Annotated in this window: 14 protein-coding genes; 7 read left to right on the top strand and 7 right to left on the bottom strand. The window is 41.8% G+C overall.

Annotated features, from left to right (window positions below; all coding sequences use genetic code 11):
• Positions 1–23: 23 nt before the first annotated feature.
• Entirely contained in the window at positions 24–1,298 is a 1,275-nt protein-coding gene (tiaS, locus tag PH_RS08545; RefSeq protein WP_010885872.1) for a tRNA(Ile2) 2-agmatinylcytidine synthetase TiaS, read from the bottom strand.
• A gap of 84 nt (positions 1,299–1,382) precedes the next feature.
• Between tiaS and moaC the strand changes: the two genes are divergently transcribed.
• Entirely contained in the window at positions 1,383–1,862 is a 480-nt protein-coding gene (moaC, locus tag PH_RS08540) for a cyclic pyranopterin monophosphate synthase MoaC (RefSeq protein ID WP_010885871.1), read from the top strand.
• On the opposite strand, the gene PH_RS08535 is transcribed toward moaC, so the two are convergent.
• Positions 1,840–2,316 (bottom strand): hypothetical protein, encoded by a 477-nt coding sequence (locus PH_RS08535; RefSeq protein ID WP_010885870.1) that lies wholly within the window; start codon positions 2,314–2,316, stop codon positions 1,840–1,842. The genes moaC and PH_RS08535 overlap by 23 nt on opposite strands.
• Positions 2,313–3,092: an SDR family oxidoreductase gene (locus tag PH_RS08530; RefSeq protein WP_048053482.1), complete on the bottom strand. Its 780-nt coding sequence runs from the start codon at positions 3,090–3,092 to the stop codon at positions 2,313–2,315. Before PH_RS08530 ends, PH_RS08535 begins: the two co-directional genes overlap by 4 nt.
• A gap of 85 nt (positions 3,093–3,177) precedes the next feature.
• On the opposite strand from PH_RS08530, the gene PH_RS08525 reads away from it, so the two are divergent.
• Positions 3,178–4,125, top strand: a complete 948-nt coding sequence (locus PH_RS08525; protein WP_048053613.1) for a transcriptional regulator — start codon at positions 3,178–3,180, stop codon at positions 4,123–4,125.
• On the opposite strand, the gene PH_RS08520 is transcribed toward PH_RS08525, so the two are convergent.
• Complete coding sequence (locus PH_RS08520) at positions 4,115–5,506, bottom strand: MATE family efflux transporter (RefSeq protein ID WP_010885867.1); 1,392 nt, start codon at positions 5,504–5,506, stop codon at positions 4,115–4,117. The two genes, PH_RS08525 and PH_RS08520, sit on opposite strands and share 11 nt — an antisense overlap.
• Positions 5,507–5,670: 164 nt before the next feature.
• On the opposite strand from PH_RS08520, the gene PH_RS08515 reads away from it, so the two are divergent.
• From PH_RS08515 to PH_RS08505, 3 genes are all read left to right on the top strand, one after another.
• On the top strand, positions 5,671–6,429 hold the full coding sequence (locus tag PH_RS08515) for a MinD/ParA family ATP-binding protein (RefSeq protein ID WP_010885866.1): 759 nt from the start codon (positions 5,671–5,673) through the stop codon (positions 6,427–6,429).
• A gap of 11 nt (positions 6,430–6,440) precedes the next feature.
• Positions 6,441–7,667 (top strand): hydroxymethylglutaryl-CoA reductase (NADPH), encoded by a 1,227-nt coding sequence (hmgA, locus tag PH_RS08510; protein WP_010885865.1) that lies wholly within the window; start codon positions 6,441–6,443, stop codon positions 7,665–7,667.
• An 83-nt stretch (positions 7,668–7,750) separates the two neighbouring features.
• Positions 7,751–9,076, top strand: a complete 1,326-nt coding sequence (locus tag PH_RS08505) for a RuvB-like helicase (RefSeq protein WP_010885864.1) — start codon at positions 7,751–7,753, stop codon at positions 9,074–9,076.
• Here PH_RS08505 and mrtA read toward each other — a convergent pair.
• The 3 genes from mrtA to PH_RS08490 are packed head-to-tail and all read right to left on the bottom strand — an operon-like array spanning position 9,069 to position 10,650.
• Positions 9,069–9,653, bottom strand: a complete 585-nt coding sequence (gene mrtA, locus PH_RS08500) for a CPBP family archaeomyxosortase MrtA (protein WP_048053481.1) — start codon at positions 9,651–9,653, stop codon at positions 9,069–9,071. The two genes, PH_RS08505 and mrtA, sit on opposite strands and share 8 nt — an antisense overlap.
• Positions 9,650–10,324, bottom strand: coding sequence for a CidB/LrgB family autolysis modulator (locus tag PH_RS08495; protein WP_010885862.1), 675 nt, complete (start codon positions 10,322–10,324; stop codon positions 9,650–9,652). Before PH_RS08495 ends, mrtA begins: the two co-directional genes overlap by 4 nt.
• Positions 10,321–10,650: a CidA/LrgA family protein gene (locus PH_RS08490; protein WP_010885861.1), complete on the bottom strand. Its 330-nt coding sequence runs from the start codon at positions 10,648–10,650 to the stop codon at positions 10,321–10,323. The genes PH_RS08495 and PH_RS08490 overlap by 4 nt, the downstream gene beginning before the upstream one ends.
• Before the next feature lie 62 nt (positions 10,651–10,712).
• Between PH_RS08490 and smc the strand changes: the two genes are divergently transcribed.
• Positions 10,713–14,252, top strand: a complete 3,540-nt coding sequence (gene smc / locus PH_RS08485) for a chromosome segregation protein SMC (protein ID WP_010885860.1) — start codon at positions 10,713–10,715, stop codon at positions 14,250–14,252.
• Positions 14,230–14,865 carry a segregation and condensation protein A gene (locus PH_RS08480; RefSeq protein ID WP_048053480.1) on the top strand — a complete coding sequence of 212 codons (636 nt, stop codon included), beginning with the start codon at positions 14,230–14,232 and terminating at the stop codon, positions 14,863–14,865. Before smc ends, PH_RS08480 begins: the two co-directional genes overlap by 23 nt.
• Positions 14,866–14,912: the final 47 nt, after the last annotated feature.

The raw sequence follows: 14,912 nt of genomic DNA, 5'->3' as shown, positions 1-14,912 counted from the left end.
AATCACGATAAAAGGTTTTTGCTCTATAGAGGGCCAATGAACTTATCCTCCGATTTTGGCAGGACTAGTGGCCTCGATAAGTGCTTCCTGGCATCTGGTGGAACCTCGTAGATCTTCCTCTCGAGATCCCTTGGTAACTTTACTGGTATCAGAACCTTTGGCATTTTATAGCCACATCTCTTGCACTTCAAATAATCCCCCTTGCTCTTCATAGTTCCTCCACATTTCGGGCACTTAGGCTTCCTATATTCAACCTTTGGAACCAACTTTATTGGGTAGAATTTCTCCAAATTTATCGTCAAGACTCCCTCATGCTCTTTAACTCCTCCGGCTACTATCACCTCATCTCCTGGGAGTAGTTTCCTAACGTAATTTCTAAACTTTTTTGTAGGTTCAAAGGCCGCTACCCTTATTTTTCCAGTTTCATCTTCAATTTCAAAGAATACGTGCCTCCCTCTTTCCCAGTACTTCGAAGCTACCTTCCCCTTAACTATGACGTTGTCATAGAGCTTTATATCTCCAATCTTTTTCCACACTAAGTGATCATCTGTGCTTTGATTTGTTTTAAAAAGCTGGATCATCTCAACGTTCTCGTTAATTATTACGTTCTCATAAGCCAGGAGGACTTTACCCTTGTCTATTCCCCTAATCCCAACTAAGACAGGATCCTTTCCGTGGGGCGTGATTAGGATAGTTTTCTTAAAAGGATCAACGTTGTCATACGTGAAGGGATAAAATTTTCTGTCCATTTCAAATACAGAGTCTCTATCGACCCTTCTTACCTTCTCCCTATTTTCAAGCTTCCTATATGCGAGTAACTCGTAAGTGTAGTTATTCAGCGGATAGCCTATCGAGGCTAAAGCTCCGATTATTCCCCTTCCAAGCTTTAATTTAACAATTTCTGCCCCAGCTTTCTTAGCAATTTTCTCAGCTTCATCAATTGTAACGTGCTCTCTAAGGGCCTTTATGGCAAATCTCCTTAAGATCTCGGGAACTTCACCCTCTAAAAAGGCTATTCCTGGGTTAGTATTCTCGTGTTCAACTTCTGCAAGCTTCTTAACGGTTTTAACTACGAGCTCCTTTGCTTCATTGAGGTAATCTTCCAGGATATCAAAAGTTAGCGATACAGCACCGTTCCCTCTCGTCTTGTATGGGATATTTGGGTTTAGACGTATTAACTTGGGAAGGTCCACTGGCTCTCCGAATCTTGAGAGCTCTCTATACAGTAGAGCTCCTAAATAAGTTGTGCACATTCCGTTTGGCGAATCCGTGTCGTCGAGTCCTATGTGTAAGAGCATGGTTAAAAGAAAAGTTTAGAACTTAAAAACTTTCAAGTAAATACTAAAAGTCTTTAATCCTTTACTGTACTCTTGGGGATTCTTATGGTTGGAGGTTTGACTCATGTAGATGAAAAGGGAGTTAAGATGGTTGAGATAGGGTATAAGGATGTTGTTTTCAGAAAGGCCGTTGCAAAGGGAAGAATTAAACTTAAACCGGAAACTGTAAAGCTAATAAAGGAGGGCAAGATAGAGAAGGGGAACGTCTTGGCAACCGCTCAGATAGCTGGAATTCTTGCCGTGAAGAGGACGCCCGAGTTAATTCCCCTCTGTCATCCAATACCAATAACGGGGGTTGACATAACCTTTGACTTTGGTGAGGATTACATAGAGGTTACCTGCGAGGTTAGGGCTTACTACAAAACGGGAGTTGAGATGGAGGCATTAACGGGGGTTACCGTAGCTCTCCTGGCTATTTGGGATATGGTAAAAGCCGTTGAAAAGGATGAGAAAGGTCAGTATCCATATACTAGGATCGAGAACGTTCACGTTGTTGAGAAAGTTAAGACTCACAATAGCCAATAAGATAATAGCTGGCTATATCCTCCAGGAATTTACCCATTATTCCAAAGATAGCCGCTATTAATATCACGTACTCTTGGAGGTTTGCCATATATGACAGTAACACTCCAATAATTGTTGCCAGAATAAAGTTTATCCCTTTGGTACCTACCTTTTTGGACTTGCTGATCTCGGAGAGCAGTAGCCTCTTTAGCCCCTTTTTGTCTTTAACTAAGAATTTCTTTTCTCCCTTTGTATTTATTTTTTCGCTGCTCCTAGCTACGAGAATTGAGTCCTCTGATCTTGCTATATAAATGAACCTTTCAAACGTTGAATCAACGAAGTATTCAACGGTTGCTTCTATTTCATAGCTTTCTCCTCTTGGAATTTCAATCGTTTGGGCTTTCTCCTTCTTTAATTTCTCCCTCTCCTTAATAATGAAAGCTATGTACTCAGGTTTTAGAATATCCTCCATCATAAGTTGACCCCTCTCGTCATGGCACCGTCGAAGAGAATCGTTGAACCCATCATATACTCTGCATTCTCACTTAGAAGGAAATCTATCAAAGCTCCGAGTTCACTCCATTTCCCAGTTCTTTTGAGAGGTGTTCTCTCTATAACCTCTTTCCTCCAGATCTCTTCAAGACTCATACCTCTTTCTTCGGCTATCTTTGCGAGGTTCTCTCTTGCCCCTGGGGTATCAAAGCTCCCTAATAATACTACGTAAGCTCTAATTCCCTTTCCTCCATATGCCCTAGTTATGCCCTTCGTCAATTGAACGAGTCCCGCCCTAGCAGTATCAGCTAAGAGAAGTGGAGGCATTGGTTCCAAAACTGAAGCGGAGCTTAAATATATCAGAACGCCTTTTATCTTCTTTTCAAGCCACGCTTGGATGAGAAGTGTTGTTATATAACCTGGTGAGACTAGATGCAGGAGGGCCGCTTCGAGCCAATCCCTGTACCTTGCCTCATGAACCATGCAAGGTTCGCACTTTACATTTGGAGCATTCCATATTAGGGCCTCTATTCTTCCCATTGCATCCCATGCATCTTTTACCATCCTCTTTATATCCTCTTTAGATGAAAGATCAGCTTGAAAATAGTGAACGGTACCTAGTTCCCTTAATTCCTTGTACGCGTTTTCTATGTTCCTGATATTGCTGGAAGTTATCGTTACCTCATGCCCCTTATTAAGTAGCTCTTTTGCAAGGTTGAACCCTATCCCCCTGGATGATGCTGTGATCAGAACTTTCATGTTCATAATTTTGCATTGTAAGGATAAAAGTATTGCTAACCCTGGAGCAATTATTTATAAACCTTTCTATCCTAAATTTAGAGTGATGGAGAGAAACGAGCTCGTGAATTTTGTGGAGGGAATACTGAAGAGGATAGGTTTCAGGACCATGAAGTTAGAGTTTAGAGGTGGATGTTTCGACTTAGTTGCGACTAGGCAACTTCTCCTGTTATTTATAAAAGCCCTTGCAAATATCGACAAGTTTAGCGAAGAGCAGGCGGAGGATTTAAAGAAGTTAGCTAAACTATTCAAGGCCTCCCCTCTTCTCGTTGGATTAAGAAGCAAGAATGCCGAGCTTGAGGACGGTGTTGTTTACGAGAGGTTTGGGATATACGCCATAACCCCAGGAACTTTGTACTCTATGTTCGCTGAGGGGGAGCCTCCGCTTATAATTGCTGAGAGAGGCGGGTTTTACGTGAGAATCGATGGAAAAAAGCTGAAAGCGTTGAGGGAGGAACATGGGTACAGTATAACTGAGTTAGCTGGCATCTTGGGGATTTCTAGAAAGAGCCTTCAGAGGTATGAAAAGGGAGAATCAGTTGTTAGTCTTGAAGTTGCATTGAGGCTTGAGGAAGTTTTTGATGAACCCCTGGTTAAACCTATAGATGTTTTGAGAGCGAGATTGAAAGACGTTACATTGACCTCCGAGCCTGATAACATCCTTGAGAAGGAGGTATTTGAAAAGCTAAGGAAGCTGGGCATGAGCGTTGTGAAAATAAAAACGGCCCCCTTCAATGCAATAACAAAGGAGGAGGAAGATGATATTGAACTGCTAACTGGCATAGATGAAAGAAAGACTGGGAGGACATTGAAGAGGGCTGAACTTGTCAGCCAAATGGCCGAAGTCGTGGGAAGTGATGGGGTATTCGTTGTAAAAAAAGCTAGAATGGAAGTTGTGAGAAACGTTCCAATACTCCCAAAGAAGTTACTTGAAGAGATTAAGGATGCCGATGAACTGTTAGAATTAATAAGAGACCTTAAATTTAAATCTTAATTGTCTTCCATTTACCTCTTCTAAACACGATCCAAAATAGTCCAGCCGTTATGAATGTTTCTAAACTCATACCTATCCAAGCAGCAATTACTCCTAGGCCCTCGAATTTAAATCCTGGGAACGTTAAAGATCCTATGGTGAAGCTTGGAACCGTGAACCCGAATCCTAAAAGGTAAGCTGGTATGATTCTGAACAGCAACTTACTTACTGATGTTACATACAGGGGACTTTTAGTATCTCCGGCCCCTCTCAAGGCCCCACTTAGCACGAAGGTCATACCTAATGGTATTTCGCTTATCCCAACTATTATTAAGTATATCACGGCAAGGCTCTTAACTGCGGAATAGTTGGGATCGTTATGGGAAAGAAAAGGTTCCGTTAGGTATCCTGGGAAGGCCACAAGGATGAATGCCATCGTACTCATAAATGCGGTTGTCATCTTAAGGGCTTCCTTAACCGTAAGTTCGGCTTCATCAGGTTTTCTAGCTCCAAGTTTTTGACCTACTAGTGCCGAAGTGGCAATGCTAAACCCAAAGGCCGGCATGTAGGCGATGCTCTCAACCCTTAATCCGATATAGTGGGCTGATAGTGCTATCTCTCCGAATCTTGCAACTATGCTGACGTATAGAAAGTTGTAGAAGCTGAAAAGTCCTCTCTCCAACATGGTAGGCGTCCCTATCCTCAAGATTTTCTCTATTATGTTGAATCTTAGCTTAAACTCTAATACTGGCTTCAAAATAAGCTTATGGGCTAAGAAAAGGTACAATCCCACGAGGAAGGAGGATGATATTCCAATTCCTGAGGCCCATGCGGCCCCAACTGGCCCCAGCTTTGGAAATCCAAGCTTTCCAAAGACGAGAAGATAGTCAAGAATTCCATTAATGACGTTCATTAGTATATTAAGCTTCATTGGGGTTTTTGTATCTCCGGCCCCTCTTAGAGCTGAGAAGAACGCAAAGCCCATGAACCTTATTGGGTAAAATAGAAAGAGAATCTTAAGATATGAGTAAGCTATGTCAAGGACCTCCCCTTTAGCTCCCATTATCCTTAGGACTTCATCTCCCAGGAAGATACCAAAAAGCATTACCGGTATTCCAATGAGAAAAGCTATATACATGCTTTGTTCGGTTATTCTTGAAGCCTCTCTATAATTTCCTTCTCCAACCCTCCTCGCAACTAACGCTAATGTTCCCGTCGAGATTGCCATCATTATTGGAAACATGAACCAGCTAACTTGTCCTCCAAGTCCAACAGCTCCCAATGCTACTGCACTAACGTGGCCAACTATCATAGTGTCAACTAAGTTTAAGAGGGTCTGGCTTATGTTTCCCATTATTGCGGGCCATGCTAATTCCCAGAGCCTTCGTCTTAGCTCGCTCATAGGTACTCACTACAATTTTGGTCTAAGCGAGTAAAGAAGGATAATAACTTAAAAGGTTTTTGAGGAGATAGGCAATATTCCAAACGAACAAAAATCTTATAATCAAATTATATATGAAAAATCAAATAGTTTGGAGAACTTATCAGGGCTAGGGGCTGACAAATATGGCGGTTATCGTGGTCACAGGGAGAGGAGGGGCCGGAAAAACAACAACTACGGCAAATTTAAGCACATATTTTGCTCAGTCCGGCTATAGAGTTCTCGCAATAGATGGTGATTTGTATTTACCAAACTTAGGTCTTCACTTTGCTCTGGATAACGTTAAATATACGCTACATTCCATTGTAAAGAATCCGAACATGGATCCTGAGTGGGCTATCTATAGACATGAACAGACTGGAGTTTACGTCATGCCGGGAAGTCCTAGGCTTGAAGATGTCTTGGGAGTCTCCGGTCAAAGACTTAAGGATATAATAGAGCATCTCAAATATAAATATCCCCTTATATTCGTTGATTCTCCGACCGGTATCCCATTTGATACCCTCCCAGCTTTTGAAAGCTTTAATTATCAAATCATAGTTGTGGAAGTTGAGAGATCTCCCATTTACTCTTTCGAAACTATGGTGGAGAACGAGGTTCTCAAGCTCAAAGCCCTCGGCGATAAATTCAAACTTGAAGTTGGGGTTGTGATAAATAAAGTTAGGGAAGCTGCTGATGTAATGGATAAGATCGTCGAAGTTATTGAAGAGGACATTGGAGTTCCCGTTTTGGGAGTGATACCATTCGATGATTCCGTTCCAGAATCTATAAATATTGGGATTCCCGTTCTAGTTTACAAGCCAAGAAGCGATGCTGCTTTAGCGTTTAAGGAGGCCGGCCAGTTAACCGAGGAATGGATATTTGGCTCTTCTGGTAGGAAGTAGGGGGTGGTAATTTGAATATTGAAGAAATAATAGAGAAAGTAGCTAATGGGGAGATTAAGTTTTATCAGGTTGAAAAGTACGTTAATGGGGACAAAAGGCTAGCTACAGAAATAAGGAGGAAGGCCCTGGAGAAAAGGCTCGGAATAAAGTTGCATCACATAGGGTATTATTCAATAGATCCCAACGAGCTCATTGGAAGGAATATAGAGAACATGATTGGTGTAGTTCAAATACCAATGGGAGTTGCTGGCCCATTAAAAATCAATGGGGAGTACGCTAAGGGTGAATTCTACATCCCATTAGCTACTACTGAGGGGGCCTTAGTGGCCTCTGTGAACAGGGGATGCTCGGCCTTAACGGAAGCTGGTGGAGTTGTTACAACATTGATAGATGACAAAATGACGAGGGCCCCATTGATAAGGTGTCCAAATGCAAGAAGGGCTAGAGAAGTTGCTAAGTGGGTAGAGGAAAATCTAGATTACCTCCAGGAGAAGGCCGTTTCAAAGGTCACTAGACACGGAAAGCTTAGGGGAGTTAAGCCTTTCATCGTCGGTAATAACCTTTACCTCCGCTTTGAGTTCGAGACTGGAGATGCCATGGGAATGAACATGGTGACTATAGCGAGCGAGGAGATAATGAAGGTCATCGAGGAGGAGTTCCCAGATGTTAGATATCTAGCCCTCTCTGGAAATTTATGTGTAGATAAAAAGCCAAATGCTGTAAATTTCATCCTGGGAAGGGGAAAGACGGTTATAGCTGAAGCTGTGGTTCCCAGAAAAATTGTTGAAAAGAAGCTTAAGACAACGCCGGAACTTATAGCTGAGGTTAACTACTTTAAGAACCTCGTTGGTTCCGCACAAGCTGGGAGTTACGGATTTAATGCTCACTTTGCTAACATTGTAGGGGCAATATTCCTGGCTACGGGTCAGGATGAAGCTCAGATTACCGAGGGAGCCCACGGGATAACGATAGCTGAGGTAACCCCCGACGGGGATCTTTACATAAGCATAACGATGCCAAGTCTTGAAATAGGAACTGTGGGAGGTGGAACGAGGGTTCCAAGTCAAAGGGAAGCCCTGGAGATAATGGGCGTTGCAGGTGGAGGGGATCCTCCAGGTATTAACGCTAAGAAGTTTGCTGAAATAGTTGCTGGGGCCGTTTTAGCTGGAGAACTTTCACTACTTGCAGCGATAGCCGCTAAGCATCTTGCAAGGGCTCATAAAATGCTTGGAAGATGACCTTTTATCAACTTTTTTCAACCGTCAAAATTTTAAGATCATAATTTTAATTACTAAATGGAAATAAAGTTGGGGGTGATTAAATGGCCGTGATAGAGGAGCTTCCAGCTATTAAATTTGAAAGAGTTGGTGCTCACTCCCACATAAAAGGACTTGGGCTTGATGAAAACGGAAAAGCAAAGTTCATTGGAGATGGAATGGTTGGACAGGTTAAGGCTAGAGAGGCCGCTGGAATAGCCGTTAAGTTGATAAAACAGGGAAAACTAGCTGGAAAAGGAATTTTACTAGTTGGGCCAACTGGAAGCGGTAAAACAGCAATAGCAATGGGAATTGCCAGGGAATTAGGAGAGGATGTCCCATTTGTTCAGATAAGCGGAAGTGAGATTTACTCTGCTGAGGTTAAGAAAACGGAGTTTCTTAAGCAGGCCTTAAGGAGGGCAATAGGGGTTAGGATAAGCGAGGAGAGGAAGGTTTACGAGGGAATGGTAGAGAAGATGGAGATCAGAAAGACTAGACACCCATTCAACCCTTACATTGAAATTCCGGAGAGTATTAGAATCACCCTAAAAACAAAGGATGATAAGAAGACGATAAGGGCTGGTAGGGAGATAGCTTACCAGCTCCTTGACATGGGGGTAGAAGAGGGGGATGTTATTCAGATAGATGCGGAAACTGGTAGGGTTTCAAAAATTGGGACAACGAAAGAAGAGGAGGGATTATTCTTCAAGAAGAAGGTTGAGCTTCCAACAGGTCCCGTTCTCAAGATTAAGGAATTCACTTACACTGTAACCCTTCATGACCTAGATGTAGTTAATGCCAGAGCCGGAGGAATATTTAGCCTGATCTTTGGAGGAGGCATGGAAATAAATGATGAGATAAGGGAGAGGGTTGATCAGACGGTTAAGCAGTGGATAGAGGAAGGTAAAGCTACACTAGTTCCTGGGGTTCTATTCATCGATGAGTGTCACATGCTTGACATTGAGGCTTTCTCCTTCTTGGCTAGGGCAATGGAGAATGAGCTTGCTCCAATACTAATCCTGGCGACGAACAGGGGAATGACCAAGATAAGGGGAACGGATATAGAGGCCCCGCATGGAATTCCAGTTGATATGCTGGATAGGCTCCTAATAATTAACACTGAACCGTACAAGAAGGATGAAATTAGAGAGATAATAAAGATCAGGGCCAAGGAAGAGAAAGTTGAACTCAGCGAGGAAGCTTTAGAGTACTTAGCTGACTTGGGAGAGAAGACAAGCCTAAGATACGCAGTTCAGCTTCTTGCTCCTGCAAGCATAATAGCGGGAGGAAAGAGGGTTGAGAAGGAGCACGTTGAAAAAGCTAGGGAGTACTTCGCTGACATCAAGAGGAGTATATCCTTCGTGGAGAAGTTGGAGGGAATGCTTAAGTGATTATGCAGAGGAAGTCAAAGAACGCCGAGCCTATCCAGTGAACTAGGAAGCTTGGTATCACACTTTCCTCCTTTAAATCTATTATTGCGAAAACTATTCCAGCTATAAAAGCATAGGGAATCTCTACAAAAGGCTTTCCAACGTGTAGGATTGTGTAGGGAATATCCTGGGCTACAATTGCAATGATATTACTCCTTTTTGCGAGCGGAAAAAGCATGAATCCCCTAAACATAAGCTCATGTGAAAGCATTACTATTCCAAAGAGGGCTTCATAGAGGATGAAATCGAGGGGCCCATGATAGGGATACCTCGGATAATAACTCTTCATTTCTGGAGAGAGCAGGCCGATAAAACTTAATACCACTGCGGCCCCCAGGAGAATAAGTGTTGATTTAAAGCTTTTAGGTTTTCTAATACCAACGCTCTGGAGGGGAATCTTGAGTGCTTTTAAGATTAATATTGGTGTTAAAACATAGAATACAAGGAGCAGGAAAACCCATTCTTTAAGATCATGACTTACTAGGGCTGGAGTAAAGGATAGGAATGCTAATATGATAGTCACTATTACCTCCCTCAAACTATCACCTCTATTAAGGCCGGAAGTATAAATGCCGTGAATATTCCATTTAGGGCCATTCCAAGGCCACTTACTGCTCCTGCAAGTTCGTCTTCAAGTATTATCCTAGCTGTCCCAAGGCCGTGAGATGACACTCCAGTTCCGAGTCCTCTAGCTACTCTATCTTTGACCTTAAATAAGTCTAGGAGTTCTGGAGCGAATGCATTTCCCAATATTCCTGTCAATATCACTAAAACAGCTGTGAGTTGTGGAATCCCCCTTATCTTTTCACTTATACCCATCGCTATAGCGGTTGTTACACTTTTAGGAGCGAAACTTCTTTGAAGGATTTCAGGTGCATGAAATGCTTTCAGCATCAATATCGTTGAAAATATTGCGGTTACCCCTCCTACGATGATACCAATTGTTATTTCCTTTGAATATTCTTTCACTATTTTAGCTTGCTTATATAGTGGAATGGCCAAGCTAACTACTGCAGGTCCCAGGAAGAAGCTTATAACCCTAGCGGATTCCATGTAACTCTCATAACTTATTCCAAAAGCCTTTAGAATAACTCCGATCGTTAATATCGACAGGAGCACTGGATTAAGAAATGGATTTCTCTTTCTAGAATACAGATATGAAAAAAATGCATAGAGGGCTATGGTTATGAATGCTCCAAAAGTCTTCATTTTCTCAGCACCTCCACGGTTTTTGCCGTTACAAATAGTGTAATGATAAAGCTAATTACTAGGGTTGTGGCAATGGCCAAGGCGTTCTCTTTGAGAATACCTGTATACAGCACTATCCCGACTCCAGGAGGGATGAACATAATGCTCATATTCTTTACTAAGAATTCGGCCTCCCTTTCCACATCTTCAAGCTTTACAACTTTGAAAATAAGGGCTAGTGTGAGTAAAACCATTCCAAGCACGCTTCCTGGTACTGGAATTCCAAGGGACTCTATAATCTCCCCAAGGAATAGGAATCCAAATATTATTGCGAGCCCCCTGTACATGTTATGTTAATAGCAGGATAATTTATATAAGAATTCCTGGGTTCACTAAAGTGGTGTAATAAATGCCATACATTGAAAGGCTTGAACTCAAAGGGTTCAAATCTTATGGTAACAAGAAGGTAGTTATTCTGTTCTCGAGGGGCTTTACGGCTATAGTCGGGGCTAACGGTTCTGGGAAGAGCAATATCGGTGATGCGATACTTTTTGTTCTTGGTGGATTATCCGCTAAGGCCATGAGGGCTAGTAGGATAAGTGACCTAATATTTGCCGGTAGCAAGAGGGAACCTCCCGCTAAATATGCCGAAGTTACAATATACTTCAATAATGAGGATAGGGGATTCCCTATAGATGAAGATGAAGTCATCATAAAAAGACGAGTTTATCCAGACGGAAGGAGTCATTACTGGCTAAACGGTAGAAGGGCAACTAGAAGTGAAATACTAGATCTACTCAGCGCGGCCATGATATCTCCGGAAGGGTACAATATAATTCTTCAGGGAGATATAACTAAGTTCATTAAGATGTCTCCCCTGGAGAGGAGATTGATAATAGATGATATCTCTGGGATAGCGGAGTACGATGCGAAGAAAGAGAGAGCCCTTCAAGAATTGAAGCAAGCTGAGGAAAACTTAGCTAAGGTTGATATACTTATAGGAGAAGTAAAGAAACAGTTAGATAAGCTAGAAAAGGAAAGAAATGATGCGCTAAGATATTTAGACCTTAAGGAGAAGCTTGAAAAGGCTAGAGTTGGTCTCGTGCTTGGTGAAATAAGAAAGATCGAGTCTGAAATAAGGAATAATGATGAGAGAATTGGAAATATCGAGAGAGAAATAGAAAGGATGGAAAAAAGGTTAGAGGAAATAGCCAAGGAAATCGTTGAGAAAGAGAATGAACTTAGGAGAATTGAAGAGATGATAGAGAGGGAAAGTAGCAGTGAAGCCTTAAGGCTGACGCGTGAAATTGGAGAGGTAAACTCCAAAATAAATCTCGCTAGAAGGAACATAGAGATCGCAAGGAGGGAGCTTGACGAATCCCAATTAAGGTTAGCCAAGGTGAAGGATGAGTTAAAGAAAGTTATGAGCGAAATAGAGAAGTCTAAAGGAGCGATAATTAGGTGGGGGAGGAGAAGAGAAGCCCTAATTAAGCAGATATCTGAGAAAGAGGAAGAGAGAAACCATTTAGTGGTTAGGTTGGGAGAGATCGATAGGACATTTGCCGTCGCTAGAGAGGAGTTTGATAGTGTTGTTAAAGAGCTCGAAAATGCTAGAAGGCTAATGTACGAGGGAGAAGCCGAGATAAAAAGGCTTGATGCTGAAAAAGAGAAGTTACGTTCCAGAATAGCAGTTCTTAAGGCCAAACTTCCTGGTATTAGGGATGAAATTTTGAAGCTTAGAGATACCTTAGATGAGAAAAAAGCTGAACTAAGCGAGATTGAAAATAAACTATCATCGGTATCTAATAAAAGAATGAAAGTTGAGGAGGAGGTTGAGAAGAAAACATTAGAGCTTCAAAAGGTTTCCAAGGAGCTTGAGGATGCCGAAAGAGAACTAATAAGGATTGAAGCTCAAAATGAAACTAAGAGCAACAGGGCCGTTGAAGAGCTTAAGAGATCTGGAATACCCGGCATATATGGGACTTTACTTGAATTAATTAGGGTTAGAGATGAGAAGTACTCCATAGCTGTTGAGGTAGCCTTAGGTAATAGGGCTGATAACGTTGTAGTTGAAGATGAAATCGTTGCCGAGAAAGCGATTGAGTTTTTAAAGAGGAATAAGCTCGGAAGGTTAACTTTCCTTCCGCTTAACAAAATAAAGGCACGACACGTAAATGGGGATGTAGGGATTCCAGTAGTTAGTGTCATAGAGTACGATCCCAAGATCGAGAATGCCGTAAGCTTTGCCCTTGGGGATACCGTCATAGTGTCTTCTATGGAGGAGGCCAGATCTTACATCGGTAAGGTTAGAATGGTAACCCTAAAAGGGGAGCTCTACGAGAGGAGTGGTGCGATAACCGGTGGGCATTACAGGCCGAGGGGTTTACTTTTGGATACCAAGGAACTTAAGGAAAAAGTTGAGAACCTTAGAATAATGAAGGAATCTTTAGAAGGGGAAGTTAACTCGCTGAGGGTCAAGCTAAAGGCATTAGAAAATCAAAGCTTTGAGCTCAGGATAAGGATGAGTGATGTCGAGAAGGAGATAAGCTTGATCAGCAAGGATTTAGAGAAGCTTATCAAGGAAGAGGAGTCGTTGAGATCAGAAATTGAAGATTCCGAGAGGAAGATAGCTGAAATTGATGAGACAATCAGTAAAAAGAAGGATGAAGTAGCGAAGCTCAAAGGAAGAATAGAGAGGCTTGAAAAGAGGAGGGACAAGCTGAAGAAGGCCCTAGAAAATCCTGAAGCGAGGGAAGTAACCGAGAAGATCAGGGAGGTTGAGAGGGAAATAGCCAAACTAAGAGAAGAGCTCAGTAGAGTTGAGGGTAAATTGGAATCCTTAAATTCAAGGCTAAATGATGAGTTAATTCCCAGGAAAGCTTCTCTTGAGGAGGAGATAGAGGGTCTTGTAAATAAGATAAACGCGTTGAAAGCTAATATAAACGAAAATGAAGAGGCCCTTAAGTCCCTAACGGAAAAACTTGAAAAACTAAAAAAAGAGGAGGGCGAAATTTACTCTAGGATAGAGGAGCAGAAAAAGAAAAAAGAGGAACTTGAAAGAAAGGTTGCGGAGTTAAGAGAGGAAAAAGAGAAGATCTCTAGAAGGATACAGGAGCTTAGAATAGAGGTTAACACCCTCAAGGTAAGGAATTCTCAACTAAAATCTCTCCTCATGGAAAAGAACTCTCAGCTGAAACACTTCTCTAAGGAAGTTATCAAATCAATAAGGGATATCCCTTCGGATCTTGAGGGATTAAAGAAGGAAATTGAGAAGATGGAGGAAGAAATAAAAGCGTTAGAGCCAGTGAACATGAAGGCCATAGAGGATTTTGAAGTTGTCGAGAGGAGGTACCTAGAGCTTAAGAGTAAGAGGGAAAGACTAGAGGCCGAGAAGGATAGCATAATAGAATTCATAAATGAAATAGAGAAGGAGAAGAAGAATGTGTTCATGAAAACATTTGATGCTATTGCAAAGAATTTCTCAGAGCTCTTTGCTAGACTATCTCCTGGGGGAAGTGCTAGGTTAATCCTTGAGAACCCAGATGATCCATTCTCTGGAGGGCTTGAAATTGAAGCTAAGCCAGCTGGAAAGGATGTAAAGAGAATAGAAGCTATGAGTGGTGGAGAAAAAGCTTTAACGGCTTTGGCATTTATCTTTGCTATTCAAAAATTCAAGCCGGCTCCCTTCTATCTCTTCGATGAGATAGATGCACACCTTGACGATGCTAACGTCAAGAGGGTTGCAGACTTGATAAAGGAATCTTCCAAGGAGAGCCAATTTATAGTGATAACCCTCAGAGACGTTATGATGGCCAATGCTGAGAAGATAATAGGTGTAAGCATGAGAGATGGTGTAAGTAAGGTTGTCTCTCTGAGCTTAGAGAAGGCCATGAGAATACTAGAAGACATTAGGAGAAGGGGTGAATATGGAGGAAATTACCCCAGTTGATATACTTCTTCAACTCGTTAAGATGGGTAAAGTCGATCCATGGAATATAGATATAGTTGACCTAACGGAGAAATACATAAAGATGCTTAGGGAAATGCAGGAACTTGACCTTAGGATTTCAGCAAGAGCAATTCTAGCAGCATCAATTCTAGTTAGAATGAAGAGTGAAGCCCTTCTCAGAGGAGAGGAAGAAGAGAATAAAAGAGGAGAAGAGGAAAAAATTAAAGTTGACGTGGATCCTCTTGTTCCTCCCCTAAGGAGAGTTGAACGTTATTATACCCTGGATGACCTAATAGAAGCGCTTATGGATGCTTTGGAGGAAGCAGAAAAGAGAAAGCCAAAGAAAAAGAAGAAGGTTGAGATTGATGAGGAGATATTTGTTGTTGATGACTTTAGAGTGGATATAGAAAAATACGTTGAAGAGCTTTACAAGGTTGTTAAGAAAATCTACGAAAAAACAAAGACGCCAATAAAGTTTTGGGATCTAGTTCCTGACGTTGAGCCGAAGATAATAGCGAGAACTTTCCTCTATCTTTTATTCCTTGAGAATATGGGAAGGGTTGAGATGATTCAGGAAGAACCCTTTGGCGAAATCTTAGTAGTTCCAGTTTAAAACATACTAGCAGTAATTTTTTATACGAATTTTTCTAAACTTTTTTA

The organism is Pyrococcus horikoshii OT3 (assembly GCF_000011105.1).
Taxonomy (GTDB): domain Archaea; phylum Methanobacteriota_B; class Thermococci; order Thermococcales; family Thermococcaceae; genus Pyrococcus; species Pyrococcus horikoshii.
This window is presented reverse-complemented; position numbering and strand designations above follow the sequence as displayed.

Excerpts from the sequence above, each read along its gene's own strand:
- PH_RS08490 (WP_010885861.1), bottom strand. The coding sequence starts at position 10,650 with ATGTACAGGGGGCTCGCAATAATATTTGGATTCCTATTCCTTGGGGAG.
- tiaS (WP_010885872.1), bottom strand. The coding sequence starts at position 1,298 with ATGCTCTTACACATAGGACTCGACGACACGGATTCGCCAAACGGAATG.
- moaC (WP_010885871.1), top strand. The coding sequence starts at position 1,383 with ATGGTTGGAGGTTTGACTCATGTAGATGAAAAGGGAGTTAAGATGGTT.
- PH_RS08515 (WP_010885866.1), top strand. The coding sequence starts at position 5,671 with ATGGCGGTTATCGTGGTCACAGGGAGAGGAGGGGCCGGAAAAACAACA.
- PH_RS08520 (WP_010885867.1), bottom strand. The coding sequence starts at position 5,506 with ATGAGCGAGCTAAGACGAAGGCTCTGGGAATTAGCATGGCCCGCAATA.
- PH_RS08495 (WP_010885862.1), bottom strand. The coding sequence starts at position 10,324 with ATGAAGACTTTTGGAGCATTCATAACCATAGCCCTCTATGCATTTTTT.
- smc (WP_010885860.1), top strand. The coding sequence starts at position 10,713 with ATGCCATACATTGAAAGGCTTGAACTCAAAGGGTTCAAATCTTATGGT.
- PH_RS08505 (WP_010885864.1), top strand. The coding sequence starts at position 7,751 with ATGGCCGTGATAGAGGAGCTTCCAGCTATTAAATTTGAAAGAGTTGGT.
- PH_RS08535 (WP_010885870.1), bottom strand. The coding sequence starts at position 2,316 with ATGATGGAGGATATTCTAAAACCTGAGTACATAGCTTTCATTATTAAG.
- PH_RS08525 (WP_048053613.1), top strand. The coding sequence starts at position 3,178 with ATGGAGAGAAACGAGCTCGTGAATTTTGTGGAGGGAATACTGAAGAGG.
- PH_RS08530 (WP_048053482.1), bottom strand. The coding sequence starts at position 3,092 with ATGAAAGTTCTGATCACAGCATCATCCAGGGGGATAGGGTTCAACCTT.
- PH_RS08480 (WP_048053480.1), top strand. The coding sequence starts at position 14,230 with ATGGAGGAAATTACCCCAGTTGATATACTTCTTCAACTCGTTAAGATG.